Raw genomic sequence first — 15076 nt, 5'->3', positions numbered from 1 at the left:
CTATGACATCCGCTGGCTCCCGCGGCCTCGATGCGCCACTTCTTGAAATCCGGAATTTGGCCATCACCTTTGACACCCAGAACGGGCCTGTCAACGCTGTACGCAACGCGCACCTGACCATCATGCCTGGCGAGACCGTGGCCATTGTGGGCGAGTCCGGTTCGGGCAAGTCCACTACGGCCCTGGCCGCGATCGGCCTGCTACCCAGCAATGGGCGTGTCAGTGGCGGGCAGATCATTTTCGACGGTGAGGACATCACCAACGCAAGTGCGAAGCGCATCGTTGAACTGCGTGGAAACTCCATCGGCATGGTTCCCCAGGACCCCATGTCCAACCTGAACCCGGTCTGGAAGATCGGATTCCAGGTTAAGGAGACGCTCAAAGCCAATGGGCTCGCCGGCGCCAACTCCAAGGAACGGGTGGCTGAGGTTCTTGCCGAAGCCGGCCTGCCTGACGCAGCCGCCAGGGCCAAGCAGTACCCGCACGAGTTCTCCGGCGGCATGCGCCAGCGTGCGTTGATCGCCATTGGCCTGGCGTGCCGGCCGCGCTTGCTGATCGCCGATGAGCCGACGTCGGCCCTGGATGTCACCGTGCAGCGCCAGATCCTGGACCATCTGGATCGGATGACCACCGAATTGGGTACGGCAGTACTGCTGATTACCCACGACCTTGGCCTTGCCGCCGAGCGTGCCGAAAAAGTGGTGGTCATGTACAAGGGTCAAGTGGTTGAATCCGGCCCCGCCCTTGAGATCCTGCGCAACCCGAAGCACCCGTACACGCAGCGCTTGGTGAACTCCGCACCGTCACTGTCATCGCGCCGCCTGCAGTCAAGCAAGGTTGCGGAAGCGCCGGCGCAGGCAGTCGGCGTTACTGAGGCTGCGCCGTCGTCCACCCCCGTGACTGGTAGGAAGCCGGCAGGTCAGGGTGAGAACCTCATCGAAATCCGTAACCTGACCAAGGTGTTCAAGCTTCGCGGGGCCTTGGGCAAGGGAAGCGAATTTAAGGCTGTTGACGACGTTTCCTTTGACGTCAAGCGCGGCAGCACCATGGCCATTGTGGGGGAGTCCGGCTCGGGCAAGTCCACGGTGGCCCAGATGGCGCTGAGCCTGCTGGCCCCCACCGAGGGCAGCATCTTGTTCGACGGCGTCGAGGTCAACACGCTCAAGGGGAAGAATCTCTTTGACTTCCGTCGCCGCGTGCAGCCCATCTTCCAGGACCCGTACGGATCGTTGGACCCCATGTTCAACATTTACCGGACCATTGAAGAGCCGCTGAAGATCCACAAGATCGGTGATGCCAAGTCACGGGAGAAGCGGGTTCGGGAGTTGTTGGACCAGGTCTCCATGCCTGCGGCCACCATGCACCGCTTCCCGAACGAGCTCTCCGGCGGCCAGCGCCAGCGTATTGCCATTGCGCGAGCCTTGGCCCTGAACCCGGACGTGATCATTTGCGATGAGGCTGTCTCGGCGCTGGATGTCCTAGTCCAGGGTCAGGTGCTGCACCTGCTCAACGACCTTCAGACGGAGCTGGGCTTGACGTACCTGTTCATCACCCACGACCTCGCAGTGGTCCGCCAGATTGCAGACAACGTGTGTGTCATGCAAAATGGCCGGATTGTTGAGACGGCCACCACGGAGGAGGTGTTCAGCAACCCGCGCCAGAAGTACACGCAGGATCTGCTCAACGCCATCCCTGGAGCCACGTTGCTGGTCTAGGGTTCGGTGCCCGGAAAGTGTGGGCTGGCCTGCTTGACGCTTCGGCGTGGGGCCGGCCGGCCCACACTTTTTTATTTCAGACGGTGGTGTGCGATTCCCGGCGGGCAGGGACCAGCGAGTAGATTGATGGGCATGGACACTAGCACCGCTTCTTCTTTGCTGCCCGGGGTGGGCCCGGGCAGTACCCTCCTTTTTGTCCACGCCCACCCGGATGACGAAACCATCGTCACAGGGGCCACCATGGCCGCCTATGCCGCTGCCGGCGCGCGCGTGGTGCTCCTGACATGCACGCGGGGTGAGCTGGGTGAGGTGATCCCCCCGGAATTGGCGCACCTTGAGGTGGGCGCCGTGCCCGACGGCGAGCTCACCGGGGGTGGGACTGCTGACGGCAGCGGGCTGGCTGCCGAGCGGGAACGCGAGTTGGCGGCTGCCCTGGACGCCTTGGGCGTGCGCCACCATGTGTGGCTGGGGCAGGGGGTCGCCGCACCCCCCAGCGGGCCGGTGCTATTCCGTGACTCGGGCATGCAGTGGGGTCCAGGCGGGCGGGCGACGGCGGCTGAGACCGTCCTGGCCGGGTCGCTCTCCCTGACCCCGTTGCCGGAGCTGGCGCCGCTGGTGGCCCAGGTCATCCGCGAAATCCGCCCCGAAGCGCTCATCACCTATGCGGGCGACGGCGGCTATGGCCACCCAGACCACGTCCGCACCCACCAGCTGAGCATGGCTGCGCTAAAACTTGCCGCCGACGATGAAGGCCCGGTTCCGGGGTGGCGGGTGCCCCGGGTGTTCACCATTGTCAGTGACCGCCCTGAACGCCCGTTGGAGGCCGGGGTGCAGCGAATTTCTGTTGCCGGGGATGTCAACGCCAAGACTGCCGCCATGCGCGCGCACAGGACACAGATCACCGTGGAGGGTGCCCGTTATGCACTCTCCGACGGTGTCTGGAAGGACGTGACGGGGGTTGAGGAATTCTTGGAGCTAGAGCAATCAACAGTCTACGGAGGACCCCTGGCATGACCGGTCCTTCGGGCTCGCCGCAGGCCCGGCATGGCTCCCACCTGCCAGTTCCGCGGCGTTGGGCGGTGGTTACGGCGGGCGTTGGAGCGGGCATGGGCGCCGGCCTACTAGGCACCTCCCTGCACGGCCATCTCTGGTCCGTCTCTGGTGCACTCATCCCCGTGGGTGCCATTGCGGCGTTGGTGCTGTTGGGCGCTGTGCAGCTTTTTGTCGGCTTGTGGAGCCGAAACGCCTGGGTGGTGGTCATGTGTGGCGGGGCCACGTACTTGTGTGCTGGCCTGCTCTCGATTCCGCGGGGCGGGTTTGGCATGATCTCCGCCAATGTCCAAGGCAATGTGTGGTTGTACGGGATCGCCGTGGTGACACCGTTGGTGGCCTGGTGGACGTCCGTCTTGGTGAGGGCCAAGAAGTGAGCTGCGGGAGCGTTTCGGGGAAAGCTCCCGCACTCATTTCGTGACCGCAAAGCCGCCGGTGCCGGGCACCGGCGGCTCATCCGGAGCCTAGTCCACTGTGTGGGAGGGGCCGAACGTCGTCTCAGGTCCCTCTAGGTCACCGTTCATGGTGGCGGCAGCCGGTGTCCGCTTGCCTTTCCGGTTCAGGAGGATGGCGCCGGTAGCCAAAGCGGCAACGGCCGTGGCCAGGAATCCGCCGGCGGAAAGACCGGTTGCGGCCAGCGCCGGTCCACTACCTTGTACCCCGGAGGCGCTGGCCCACGGTGCCCCGATGGTCCCTGTGGGTCCTGCCAAGGACGGTGCGGGGATGTCTGGGGAGACGCTGGGGGCGGACACAGGGGTGACGGTAACGGTGCGGACGGCGGTGACCGTGTTGCCAGCCGCATCAGTGACGCTGTATTCGAGCCGGTACGTCCCCGTTGTGGCGGTATCCACAGCCCCGGTGATCAGAATCGCATCGCTCAGATCGCCGTCGCGGTTATCGACGGCGCTCACACCGGCCCGGGGGTCGAAGACGGCGCCCACGGTCAACGTCGTCGACGCCGAGACCGTCAGAACCGGTGCTGTGATATCCGGGCGTTCCAGCCGAACCACATCCACCACGCTCAGGTCGGTGACGCGGTACGTGGTCAACGTGATGGTCTCATCGGTGATGCGAACATCTGTCATATTGGGCACATGTTCCTGGTTTTGGACATCGGACCAGTAGAAGTCCTTGCCCGTCTGGATCTCGTAGTACTTGCTGCCGCTGGAAGAATTGGCGGTCAAATACAGCACATCGCCGGTCTGCGGTACCACCGTGCCGCTGGCGAGCTGGGCGACGCTGCGGGCCAGCTGTGCAGGTGCGTGTGCCGGTGTGCCCGTGGCCCCGGCCGGGTTCGTCGGTGTGAGCGCGTTCATCAGGTACGAGCGCGTGTACACGTGGTCGTGGCCCATGAGGACCAGGTCCACACCGAGCTTGCTGAACCCTGCCGGCAGCACCCGGCGCCGCTCAATGATGTCCTTGTCCGTGGCATGGCTTGCAACGGAGAAAACTGAGTGGTGGAAGTGCACGATCACCCACTTCTTGCCCGCCCCCTGCTCTGCGATGATCTTTGCCACGTACTCAAGATGACGGTCATTGTTTTGATTGTTGGAGTTGAAGGAAATGAACAAGACCTCGTTGTAGGTGAACCAGTAGTTGCCACCTGATTGTCCGGGGTTGCCCTCACCAAAGGTTTCATCGATGTTGGGCATGTTGAAATGCTGCCGGTACGCCAGGCTGGCGACGTCGTGGTTGCCGATGTTGGTCACCAGCGGGTAGCGCCGCAGCTGGGCAGGTGCCAGGAAGCCTTCGTACTGGCCCTCGTTGCCGGCCGTGTTGACCTGGTCGCCGACTGAAAGGATGAAGTGCTCATCCGGTAGGAGCGATTCAGCCTTCGACAAGGTGGTGGCCCACCCCTGCGCATCGGAGGTGGCGTTGCCGGAGGCGCCGATTTGCGAGTCACCGACCACCAGAAAATTGAAGTCACCCGACTGTGTTTTTGTGGTGAAAGTAAAAACTTCAGACCAGCCTGTCGCCTCGCTGCCCACCCGGTAACTGTAGGAGGTGTTTGCTTGCAGGCCGCGTAACGTCGCGTGCCGGTACTGCTGGCCATCGGTTGCGGTGCCACCGGCGGAAGGGAAACTGGTGGCTGAGGCAAAATCGCCCCCCGCCGTGACAAGCTGGGCCAGTTCCTCGCCGGTGGAGGAGGTGTACCAGGCGAGCCCCAGCTCGCCGGCCTGCGCACCAATGTTCAAGACGACGTCGGATAACGTGGCAGCCGTTGATGTGCTGGTGGTAGCGAGCAAGGAGACCAGGTCGAAGTAGATATCCGAGCTTGAAGCTCTGCTTTGGTACAGGGCCACGGACACCGTGTTGGTGCCTGCCTTGAGCAGGTTGTTGGGCACGGTGAAAGCCACGCTGCGCGGGTCTGCGCCGTTGCCGCCGCCGTACTGCAAGTTCGTGGAGGGGTCAATGCCGGCATCTTCGAAGCCGGTGGCCCGTTGCCCATTGACGTACAAGATGAACGCGTCGTCGTAGGTTGCCGAACCATTGATGACACCGAGCACGGCGAGTTGCTCGGCAGTGAGCTCGAAGCTGGTGCGGAAGAAGTAGGTGGGTACCGTATCGCTGCCGGTCCCTGCCGTGTAGTGGTTGAGCAAGGTGGTGGTGACCCCCAACCCTCCACCCATGCCGGTGGCTGCCCCGTTCTTGGCACCGAAGCTGCCCTTGCCGGTCTTCCAGCTGCTGTCGTCGTAGCCTGCCGTGGTCCACACCAAGGGTGTGGCGGTGCCCGTGGCCGGGTCGATGTTGTTGTCCAAGTAGCGCCACACCGTGGATGCTGTGGCCAGCAGAGGCAACTCCACGGTTGCGGCCTGGGCTGGTGCGGCGCCGAAAGGGTCGGTCATGATGATGGCACCGACAGCCGCGGCGGAGCCAAGCAGCTTCAGGGACTGACGGCGGGAGATGCTGTGGTTCGCGATGGATGAGGGATTCAAGATGAGACCTTTCAAGGGCACGAGATGATGGTGGAACCCTTGACGTTGCAAAGCGCAACACACAACACGTACTGATTTCAAGGAAAGCATCAGGTGCTTGCCAGGGTTCTCTTCAGGAACCCTAAGGAACGCACATGAACTAACAGGCAAGCGGGGGTTAACGCTGAGGAACACTTGCCTGGGTGCTGTTCAAGACGAAAAACGGCGGCCGCCCGTGAGAGCCGCTCCGCCTGCGACAGCTGCGCTGCGGCGGTTACGCCTGGGTGCGCCGCTCACGCCGAGGCGGAGGCGGGGGGACCACTTTGGCGAGGTGGACGTCGTCGTACTTGACCACCACGTCCCCGGAGCGGGTGGCGACCGTGCAATGCAGCGAATCCCGGCCCGTCAAATCGCCCAGGGCGTCAGTGGTTCCGCCGTCGATCTGGTAGCGGATGACAACCCTGGTGCCCAGGGGGAGGGCGGAAATTAACTCAAGTGCGTGGCTCACCTCTTCATACTAAGTCTCATACGGGATGCATGGGCGTCCGCTGTGGGGGATAATGAACGTACCCGGCCTCCTAAGGCCGGCAATTGAACCAAATGTAAGGAAGGTTGGGGTCGTGACGTATGTAATTGCGCAGCCATGCGTGGATGTGAAGGACAAGGCATGTGTTGAGGAATGCCCTGTTGACTGTATCTACGAAGGTGAACGCTCGCTCTACATCCACCCTGACGAATGCGTTGACTGCGGCGCCTGTGAACCTGTTTGCCCGGTCGAGGCCATTTATTATGAGGATGACACCCCGGAGGAGTGGGCCGAATACTACAAGGCCAACGTTGAGTTCTTCGACGTGCTGGGCTCCCCGGGAGGTGCCGCCAAGGTCGGCAACACGCACACCGACCACCCCATCATCGCCGCCCTCCCGCCGCAGAACCAGGACTAAAAGCAACACATGAACCAGGCCCCGCAGAACGCGTCCCGCCAGTTTGGTTTGCAGCTTCCCGAGTACCCTTGGGATGCCATGGCGCCGTATCTGGCCACAGCGGCCAAGCACCCGGACGGGGTGGTGAATCTGTCCATCGGCACGCCGGTGGACCCGACGCCGCCCCTGATTCGCAACGCCTTGGTGGCCGCAGCCGATGCGCCAGGGTATCCCACCACGCATGGGACGTTGGCGTTGCGCCAGGCCATTGTGGACTGGTTTGCCCGCCGCCGGAACGTGCCGGGACTATCTGCCCAAGACGTCATGCCCACCGTGGGCTCCAAGGAGTTGGTGGCCTGGTTGCCGCTGCTGTTGGGGTTGGGCGCAGGCGATGTGGTGGTCCGGCCAACGGTGGCCTACCCCACCTATGACATGGGTGCGGTCTTCGCCGGTGCCACGGCCGTGGCGGCCGATAACCTCGACGAACTTGACGCCCAAACCCGAGCGCGGGTGCGGCTCGTGTGGGTCAACTCTCCGGGCAACCCCACGGGCATTGTCCGTGGGGTAGAGCAGCTTTCAGCATTGGTGGCGCAGGCCCGAGAAGTGGGCGCTGTGGTTGCTTCCGATGAATGCTACGGCGAGCTGGGCTGGGGGCCGTGGGACCCGGAAAACGGCGGCGAGCCGGTGCCCAGCGTCCTGGACCCCCGTGTGAACGGTGGCAGCACAGAGAATCTGCTGGCCATCTACTCCCTGAGTAAGCAGTCAAACATGGCCGGCTACCGGGCAGCGTTTGTGGCGGGGGACAGCGCCATCATGGCGAACCTGGTCAACAGCCGCAAGCATGCGGGCATGATCGTGCCCCGCCCGGTCCAGGAAGCCATGCAGGTGGCGCTGGGGGACGACGCCCACGTCAGCGCACAGAAGACCCTGTACCGCCGCCGTCGGGCCCTTCTTGTTAGAGCCTTGGAATCCTTTGGTCTCACCATCCACCACTCCGAGGCCGGGCTCTACCTGTGGTGCACCGCAGGGGAGGACACTTGGATCACCATTGGTCGGCTCGCGGAGCTGGGCATTGTGGCCGGGCCCGGGGTGTTCTATGGGGAAGCGGGCAAGGGATTCATCCGGGTGGCCTTGACAGGGACCGATGAACGCATAGCAGCAGCCGTGGCCCGCCTGAGCCGCTAAAACGAACGCAGTATCAAGCACATTGGCACCAAATTGGTGTCAGGATTAGTGTTGAACCGCTGTGAAGCGGTAGTTTCTTACATAGACGTCTATGCCATCGTGCGCTTTTAACGCTGACTCAAAAAATTACTGAGCCGGACAATATCACTTGCGATGCGCGGCAATCCCGCGGGCGTAAGTGTTGCACCGATCTAACCAAAGCCCATATCAGGGCTACCTCATGAAGGGGACTCCATGACTGATTCCACGAGCGCAACACTGCGCTACGACGGCGGAGAACTTGAACTTCCGCGCATCGAAGCCGTAGAAGGCAACGCTGGCTACGATGTGTCAAAGCTGTTGAGCACCACCGGCGCGGTCACCTACGACCCCGGCTTCGTCAACACGGCCGCCACCTCCTCGGCCATCACTTACATTGACGGTGACGAGGGCATCCTGCGCTACCGCGGATACCCCATCGAGGAACTTGCAGAACACTCCAGCTTCCTGGAAGTGTCTTTCCTGTTGATCTACGGCAACTTGCCCACCCCGGCCGAACTGGACAAGTTCGACCAGCGCATCCGCCGCCACACCATGTTGCACGAGGACCTCAAGGGGTTCTTTGGCGGCTTCCCGCGCGACGCGCACCCCATGCCGGTGCTCTCCTCGGCTGTTTCGGCCCTGTCCACGTTCTACCAGGACTCCTTGGACCCGTTCGACGACGAACAAGTTGAGATGGCCACCATTCGTCTGATGGCCAAGATGCCCGTCATCGCCGCCTACGCGCACAAGAAGTCGATCGGGCAGCCCATGCTGTACCCGGACAACTCCATGGGCCTGGTGGAGAACTTCCTGCGCCTGAGCTTCGGTCTGCCGGCCGAGCCCTACGAAATGGACCCGGTGGTGGTTAAGGCTCTTGACCTTCTGCTGATTCTGCACGCAGACCACGAGCAGAACTGCTCCACCTCCACTGTCCGCCTGGTCGGTTCCGCGAACGCGAACATGTTCGCCTCCGTCTCCGCCGGCATCAACGCACTCTTCGGCCCGCTGCACGGCGGCGCCAACGAGGCCGTGCTGAACATGCTCCGCGAGATCCAGGCCAGCGGGGAGCCGGTTGAGAAGTTTGTTGAGCGCGTGAAGAACAAGGAAGCCGGCGTGAAGCTCATGGGCTTCGGGCACCGCGTCTACAAGAACTACGATCCCCGCGCCAAGATCGTCAAGGCCACGGCCCACGAGATCCTGGAAAAGCTGGGCGGCAACGACGAGCTCCTTGCCATCGCCATGCGGCTGGAAGAAGTTGCGTTGACCGATGAATACTTCATCTCCCGCAAGCTCTACCCGAACGTGGACTTCTACACCGGCCTGATCTACAAAGCCATGGGCTTCCCCGAAAAGATGTTCACGGTCTTGTTCGCCATCGGCCGTCTGCCGGGCTGGATTGCCCAGTGGCGCGAAATGATGAAGGACCCGGCCACCAAGATCGGCCGTCCCCGCCAGTTGTACACGGGCGAACCGGAGCGCATGTACCCGTCGCGGTAACTGATCTTGACAGGCTCGATCAACGGTGGTCGAGCTTGGCGAGACGCCCATTGAACTTCGACGGCGGCGCCGAGACTCTCCTTTGAGAGTGTCCCGGCGCCGTTCTCATGTACACACTTTCCAGGAGAGTCTTTACGATGTTGAAACTGTTGCTGCACACCTTTTCCATGGCGTTCCCCATCGTCGTGGTGGTGCTGGGCATTTTGGTGCTGGTGGGAAAAACGGTCTTCCTGCCGTTTTTCATCGGGTCGCTAGTCATCATGATTGTGTTGCTGGTGCTGTTGTACCTTGACAAAAAGAAGGACGCCGCAGCCGCTGGCAAGTAGCGGGCACAGCCGTCCAGTGATGGGCATTGAGTATTTGTGAAACATCTGTGCTAAAAAAGAGATGTGCCCAAAATTGTTGATGCCAATGACCGCCGCGAGCTGGTTGCCGATGCAGTGTTTGAAGTGGTTGCCGGACGGGGGCTTGCTCAGGCGTCGCTTCGCAACGTAGCCCAGCAAGCCGGCCTGGCGCTGGGCTCGGTGCGGCACTATTTTGACAACCAGGCAGAGCTGATGGTGTTTGCGTTCCGGGTCAATTCCGAGCGGTGCCATCTTCGCGCACTGGACAGACTCGAAGACCTGGAGCAATCAGAGCTTCCGAAGACCGGGGCCCAGTTGGTGGACAAATGTGCAGCCGTATTGGAAGAGCTGCTGCCGTTGACGCCCGCGAGCCGCGGCGAGGCAGTAGTTCACATGGAATTCATGCTGGCGGCTCGCACGGATGAAGGCCTGCACGGTGCGGCCCAGGACGACTACCGGGCAACGGGGGCCGTGGTGGGCCGAGTGGTGATGCAATTGCTGGAAAGCGGCTTGGTGGCTGGTTCCCCGGAGCCGGTAGATGAAGCCGAACGCCTCATAGCAGTTCTTGACGGGCTAAGCCTGCGGATGGTGTTGCAGCCGGCCTGGTCGGCGCCGGAACAGGGCCGGGCCACGCTGCGCCGCCACCTACTGGCGCTTCTGGCCTAGTACTACCTTGTTGGCCGGTCGCAATGACAGAGAGCCGGGCGGCAACGGGAGTGATTGTATTTACAAAAATCGAATAAAGTTTTGGGTATTTATTGTGTTTAGGTAACTTTGTTCTGTAAACTTCAAGCATGAGCAAGCCGGTGTTTGACCCCGGCAACGGGGGTGATTCCGCAGCACAGGATGTTGCGGAACTCATCACGGCCTTTCACCTTCCGGCCATTGGTTCTTTTGGTCCGGAGGATCCCTCCCTTGACGGGCTGCCGGATTACACCGTGTACCCGTCCCCAGTGCCGGAACCCTCCTCGCGGGTCTCAGTCGCCCGGTCAGTGCGCGATTGTGCACTTCAAGCGCTGGCGGCACTGAACACTCTGGAAGACCGAACGGCTGCGTGCAAGGCCGCCGTCGTCGATCGGCTGATGCCGGCCACGACTGTGAAAGCCACGGCACTGACACTGGATCCTTAACAGTCAGGGATAGCCGGCACCACGGCTCGCCGAAATCGCCACCACCCTTTGTATCGTGCGAAGGCACGGCGAAAGCTCTCGTACATTACTCCACGGAGCTTCTCACCCTCCACCCCCAAACCCTCGTGAACCTCGGTGCAGGGGCACTTTCGTGGCGGCACGCGTGCACCATCGTTAACAAAACCCAAACCCTTGCCGAGACCCCGAACATGCACCCGGCAGATTTTGCCGAGTTCGAGACACGCCTGCTGGCCGCCGCGCCCGGCACCACGGCGACCGGATTTGCTTCCAAAGCCCGGTGCCTGCGTGAGGGTACCCACCCGGAGACCCTGATCACGCGGGTCCGTCAAGCCATCAGCACCCGCACCGCCCGCGCTCAGCAAGGACCCAATGAACACCGCACCTTGGGCCAACTGCGCGCCGACACCGCAACGGCCCTCCTCCTCGGCCAGCACCCTTTCCCTGGCTCCGGCAATCCCGAGGGCAGGACACTTCGACCCCAGGTGGGGGCTTGGCGCACAGCAAGAGTGGCCAGGGGAGTGGTGAAGATGATAGCCAGCCCGGCGGCAGCTATAGCGGCTTCAGGCTCGTTGATGTCTTACCGGACTGGGTGCATGGGCCACGAGTGCCCATGATCGGGCCCGTGACGGAGGCCGCGGACGCCCGCGCGGATGCGTGGGTATCGGCACCGGAGAACATTTGCCTCAGCGGTACCGTGTGCCCCGACATCCCGACGCAAATGGAGGACGAGGTTACCGAAAATCGTGGCGGCGCTGCCGAGGGAGGGCTTGGTCACAAAGGTGACTGGAACACCGCCGCGGGCTCTGCTGCCAGCGGTGGACTGTGGCCTGATGGATCGGGCCTGGTGGAAGGCATTGTGGACGGAATCCCGGAAGATCCTGTCCAGGAATACCGTGAGCAACTCGATGCAACCCGGAACGGTTCCGCCGTCACCGACCCGCCCGAACCCGAGGCCCAGATGATTGTCACCGTGCCGGTTCTGGGCCTGCTAGGCCTCACCAATGAATCGGCCCAACTCGGTGGGCATGGGCCGATCCTTGAAGAAATTGCCCGCAAACTCCTCTGCGATGCAGGATCCTTTCTGCGTGTTCTGACGGACCCCATCTCCGGAACCCCGCTGAAGGGGGCGCCCCCGGAACGGTATCGGCTCCGTGACGCTGAAAAGACCCTGCTGCGCGCCCTCAACGAGACTTGTTCATTCCCGAACTGCACCAACCCGGCCATTGACAGCGAAACAGACCACATCAGGCCATACTCCCAAGGCGGGGACACCACCTTGGGGAACGTCTATCCACTTTGCAAACGGCACCACGCACTGAAACACTTCCGCAACGACAAGGACCAACGCGGACGTTATCGGCAAGATCTTGACCCCCGCCGGGCCAGCATCAAACTCAGGGGCTGGAAACCCCTAGCAACCCCTGACGGCGGAATCGCTTGGACCTCACCCGCTGGCAAATACCACCCTGCACGGCAGCACAGTTCGGCACAGGCACCCGCCTCGGCAGTTCCCTCTCGGAGGAAAGCACCAAAAATTCCTGACCGAGCCGGATCCTGCGGGCGTTCGGCAAGTCAGTGACTATCTGCATTGCCTTGGGCGGCAACGCGGCGCGGTAGGGTCTAAAGTCCGGCCACCCAAGAACTCCCGGACAAGAGTAATCTGTCATTAGGGAGTGCCGCGCCTTGTTAGCGGCCACTGGAGGCGGAGAACATGCATCACACCGGCGGGCCTGGTTGGCGTATCACCATGGACACGTACGGGCCCATGCTCATGGCACTTTACATTCGCGATGTGGCTGGTTTGGTGGGGGCCGGCAGCCCCGCTCTTGCACCAGTTGCGCCTCCTGTGCGGGCCGCAGACCATTCACGCCTGACGGCAGGGGTGGGTGGTGATGACGCGTTGCGGTACCAGTGGGAATTTTGGTGGAGCAGCCTGGTGGCGCAATGCCCGGGAGCGGAACCGTCCCTAACCCCACCGGAGTTTCCTGAACTCGCCGGAATGCCAGCCCTGCAACGGGTTGTGCAGGCCCACTTTGGCGCGGCGCTGGCGTGGGCGCGGGAGCAAAGCCGCACTTATGCCCTGATGGCTACCGAACGGGAAACCCTCGGCGGACACAAAATCCTTGCCGACCTTGTACAAAACAGGGAGATGGAACTGGGGCGCAGCGCCCGTGACTTCACGCTGACAATTGTGGAAATGCCGCTGGCTGAACCACGGGCCTGGTTCATCGAACCTAACAGGCTGATCATGAGCGAGCACTTGCTCGACGATCAGGCGAATTTTCTCAGCTACGTCCAGCCCGTGGTGGAGCTGTTGGTCTAGCCTCCGGTCGCCATGGCAAGGGTGAGGATCCCGGCCTGGCCGGCAGTCGGTGAGTCCTGCCACCCACGGTTGGTCCCGGCGTCGTTCGCGTCCCGCTCCCAAGTCTTGGAATCGTAGCTGACGGAGGTGACGCCGAACGCCGAGGCGTTGGCAACCGCCCACTGCGCCACGGCCCAGCCCTTGGCCTCCGGAACTTGGACGCGCACCGTTGCCGACGAGTTGGCCGAGGTGCTAGTGAACGGGAGCAGACCAAACGCCGTATGCGCGGCGCTCTCCAACTCTGCAGGAGTGCTCACGGGCGTGGCAGGGGGCAGCGTACATTCCAGGGCCGCAGGCGATTGCCCCGTCAGAGCCGAGGCAAAGGTCTTGGCGGTGGCCTCATGCTGGGCATACGCATGGGGGTACGCCGAACGCTGGACGATTTGGGCGGCGTCGTTCAGGGGCATGTCCACATAGCCGGGCACCTTCTCCAACCCATTGAAGAACGCGTTGGTGGAATATACCGGATCCATGATTTGCTCCACCGAACCCCAGTCCTGAGAGGGGCGTTGCTGGAACAAGCCCACGGAATCCATGTCGCCGTAGTCGATGTTTCGCAGCTTGGACTCCTGCAATGCTGTTGCCAAGGCGATGGATGCTGCACGCGCAGGCATGCCGCGCTGGAGCGAGATGGCTGAGATGAGGGCAGCGTTTTGCGTCTGGTCCACCGCCAACCGGTAGCTGCCCCCTCCCACGCTCGCATGGCAGCCAACACTGAGCCGGGGTGCCAGGGCATCTTTGAAGAAGCTGGCCACCCACATACCGCCACCGACCAGCAGTGACGCTGCCAGCACCGTCACAGTCACCCATGCAATGAAGGCTGGACCTCTGCGGGCACTCATCAGCACCCGCCACAAATGGTGTTCAGCAACTGGCCCTAGTTGCTGTGCAGGGTGTGGTTGAGGGCTACCGTGGTTCCCTTGCGTGGGAGCACTTCAACCTCGCCGGTGCTGGAGTTGCGGCGGAAGAGCAGGTTGGGAACCCCGGAGAGTTCGCTGGCCTTGACGATGACCGTGGTGTCTTCGCCGTCGTCGTTCCTAGGGCCCACAACGCGTACACGGGTGCCGGCGGTGACGTACAGGCCAGCCTCGACGACGGAATCGTCGCCAACGCTGATACCCACGCCGGAGTTGGCTCCCAGCAGGACTCGCTCCCCCACGGTGATGCGCTGGGTGCCCCCACCGGACAGGGTGCCCATGATGGAGGCGCCGCCGCCCACATCGGTGCCGTTGCCCACCACCACGCCGGCGGAGATGCGCCCCTCCACCATGGAGGTGCCCAGGGTACCGGCGTTGAAGTTGACGAACCCTTCATGCATGACAGTGGTGCCCTCGGCCAGGTGGGCGCCGAGCCGGACGCGGTCGGCGTCGCCAATGCGCACACCGGCGGGCAGCACGTAGTCCACCATGCGCGGGAACTTGTCGACAGCGAACACGGTGACTGGGCCGCGGCGGCGCAGCTTGGCACGGGTGAGCTCGAAACCGGCCACCGGGGCCGGGCCAAAGTTGGTCCAGACCACATTGTTGAGCAGCCCGAAGATGCCGACTAGATTTAGGGAATTCGGGGCGGCCAGGCGGTGTGAAAGCAGGTGCAGGCGCAGGTATGAATCCACGGTATCGGCAGGTGCCTCATCGAGGTTGATCTGGGCGAAAACTACTCGCTGGCTCACACCACGGTCCGTGTCGGTGCCGGCAGCAGCCAAGGCGGTGAGCTCTGGGTCCGCCTCGGGGGCGGCACCCAAGGAGTCCACAGCAGTGCCCAAGGCCGGGGCCGGGAACCAAACGTCCAGCACCGCGCCGCCGTCAGCGATTGTGGCCAGGCCAAAACCGTGTGCCGTGCGTTCGGTGGGGGTGGTGGAGGCGTCAGTTGCGGGGGGTTGCGTCATGCGTCAAGTCTATCGACACCGGCATGCC

At 62.8% G+C, this 15076-nt stretch carries 16 protein-coding genes; 12 read left to right on the top strand and 4 right to left on the bottom strand.

Annotated features, from left to right (window positions below; all coding sequences use genetic code 11):
* Positions 1–2 precede the first annotated feature (2 nt).
* The 3 genes from AOC05_RS11935 (at position 3) to AOC05_RS11925 (ending at position 3142) form a co-directional block, all read left to right on the top strand.
* Complete coding sequence (locus AOC05_RS11935; protein WP_062007407.1) at positions 3–1715, top strand: ABC transporter ATP-binding protein; 1713 nt, start codon at positions 3–5, stop codon at positions 1713–1715.
* A gap of 132 nt (positions 1716–1847) precedes the next feature.
* Complete coding sequence (locus tag AOC05_RS11930) at positions 1848–2729, top strand: PIG-L family deacetylase (protein WP_062007406.1); 882 nt, start codon at positions 1848–1850, stop codon at positions 2727–2729.
* Positions 2726–3142 carry a hypothetical protein gene (locus AOC05_RS11925; protein ID WP_157374977.1) on the top strand — a complete coding sequence of 139 codons (417 nt, stop codon included), beginning with the start codon at positions 2726–2728 and terminating at the stop codon, positions 3140–3142. The genes AOC05_RS11930 and AOC05_RS11925 overlap by 4 nt, the downstream gene beginning before the upstream one ends.
* A gap of 87 nt (positions 3143–3229) precedes the next feature.
* Here AOC05_RS11925 and AOC05_RS11920 read toward each other — a convergent pair whose 3' ends face one another.
* Positions 3230–5701, bottom strand: coding sequence for an immunoglobulin-like domain-containing protein (locus tag AOC05_RS11920; RefSeq protein WP_062007404.1), 2472 nt, complete (start codon positions 5699–5701; stop codon positions 3230–3232).
* Positions 5702–5954: 253 nt separating this feature from the next.
* Positions 5955–6188, bottom strand: coding sequence for a hypothetical protein (locus AOC05_RS11915; protein ID WP_062007403.1), 234 nt, complete (start codon positions 6186–6188; stop codon positions 5955–5957).
* Positions 6189–6300: 112 nt separating this feature from the next.
* Here AOC05_RS11915 and fdxA point away from each other — a divergent pair, with 112 nt between their 5' ends.
* The 9 genes from fdxA (at position 6301) to AOC05_RS11870 (ending at position 13124) form a co-directional block, all read left to right on the top strand.
* On the top strand, positions 6301–6624 hold the full coding sequence (gene fdxA / locus AOC05_RS11910; protein WP_062007402.1) for a ferredoxin: 324 nt from the start codon (positions 6301–6303) through the stop codon (positions 6622–6624).
* 9 nt (positions 6625–6633) lie between these two features.
* A complete protein-coding gene (dapC, locus tag AOC05_RS11905; protein ID WP_062007401.1) occupies positions 6634–7788 on the top strand; it encodes a succinyldiaminopimelate transaminase in 1155 nt (384 codons plus the stop codon).
* A 234-nt stretch (positions 7789–8022) separates the two neighbouring features.
* A complete protein-coding gene (locus tag AOC05_RS11900) occupies positions 8023–9306 on the top strand; it encodes a citrate synthase (RefSeq protein WP_062007400.1) in 1284 nt (427 codons plus the stop codon).
* A gap of 137 nt (positions 9307–9443) precedes the next feature.
* Positions 9444–9632 carry a hypothetical protein gene (locus AOC05_RS11895; RefSeq protein ID WP_062007399.1) on the top strand — a complete coding sequence of 63 codons (189 nt, stop codon included), beginning with the start codon at positions 9444–9446 and terminating at the stop codon, positions 9630–9632.
* Positions 9633–9695: 63 nt separating this feature from the next.
* On the top strand, positions 9696–10316 hold the full coding sequence (locus tag AOC05_RS11890; RefSeq protein WP_082357955.1) for a TetR/AcrR family transcriptional regulator: 621 nt from the start codon (positions 9696–9698) through the stop codon (positions 10314–10316).
* Between the two features lie 128 nt (positions 10317–10444).
* Entirely contained in the window at positions 10445–10780 is a 336-nt protein-coding gene (locus AOC05_RS11885; RefSeq protein WP_154605890.1) for a hypothetical protein, read from the top strand.
* Positions 10781–10989: 209 nt separating this feature from the next.
* Entirely contained in the window at positions 10990–11415 is a 426-nt protein-coding gene (locus AOC05_RS11880) for a hypothetical protein (RefSeq protein WP_154605888.1), read from the top strand.
* An 8-nt stretch (positions 11416–11423) separates the two neighbouring features.
* Entirely contained in the window at positions 11424–12380 is a 957-nt protein-coding gene (locus AOC05_RS11875) for an HNH endonuclease signature motif containing protein (RefSeq protein WP_197277824.1), read from the top strand.
* Positions 12381–12512: 132 nt separating this feature from the next.
* Positions 12513–13124 carry a hypothetical protein gene (locus AOC05_RS11870; RefSeq protein ID WP_062007395.1) on the top strand — a complete coding sequence of 204 codons (612 nt, stop codon included), beginning with the start codon at positions 12513–12515 and terminating at the stop codon, positions 13122–13124.
* Here the strand turns inward: AOC05_RS11870 and AOC05_RS11865 are convergent.
* Together AOC05_RS11865 and dapD are read right to left on the bottom strand one after the other, a co-directional pair.
* Positions 13121–14005, bottom strand: a complete 885-nt coding sequence (locus AOC05_RS11865) for a hypothetical protein (protein WP_062007394.1) — start codon at positions 14003–14005, stop codon at positions 13121–13123. The two genes, AOC05_RS11870 and AOC05_RS11865, sit on opposite strands and share 4 nt — an antisense overlap.
* Before the next feature lie 35 nt (positions 14006–14040).
* On the bottom strand, positions 14041–15048 hold the full coding sequence (gene dapD / locus AOC05_RS11860) for a 2,3,4,5-tetrahydropyridine-2,6-dicarboxylate N-succinyltransferase (protein WP_062007393.1): 1008 nt from the start codon (positions 15046–15048) through the stop codon (positions 14041–14043).
* Positions 15049–15076 lie beyond the last annotated feature (28 nt).

The organism is Arthrobacter alpinus, assembly GCF_001294625.1.
GTDB lineage: Bacteria > Actinomycetota > Actinomycetes > Actinomycetales > Micrococcaceae > Specibacter > Specibacter alpinus_A.
This window is presented reverse-complemented; position numbering and strand designations above follow the sequence as displayed.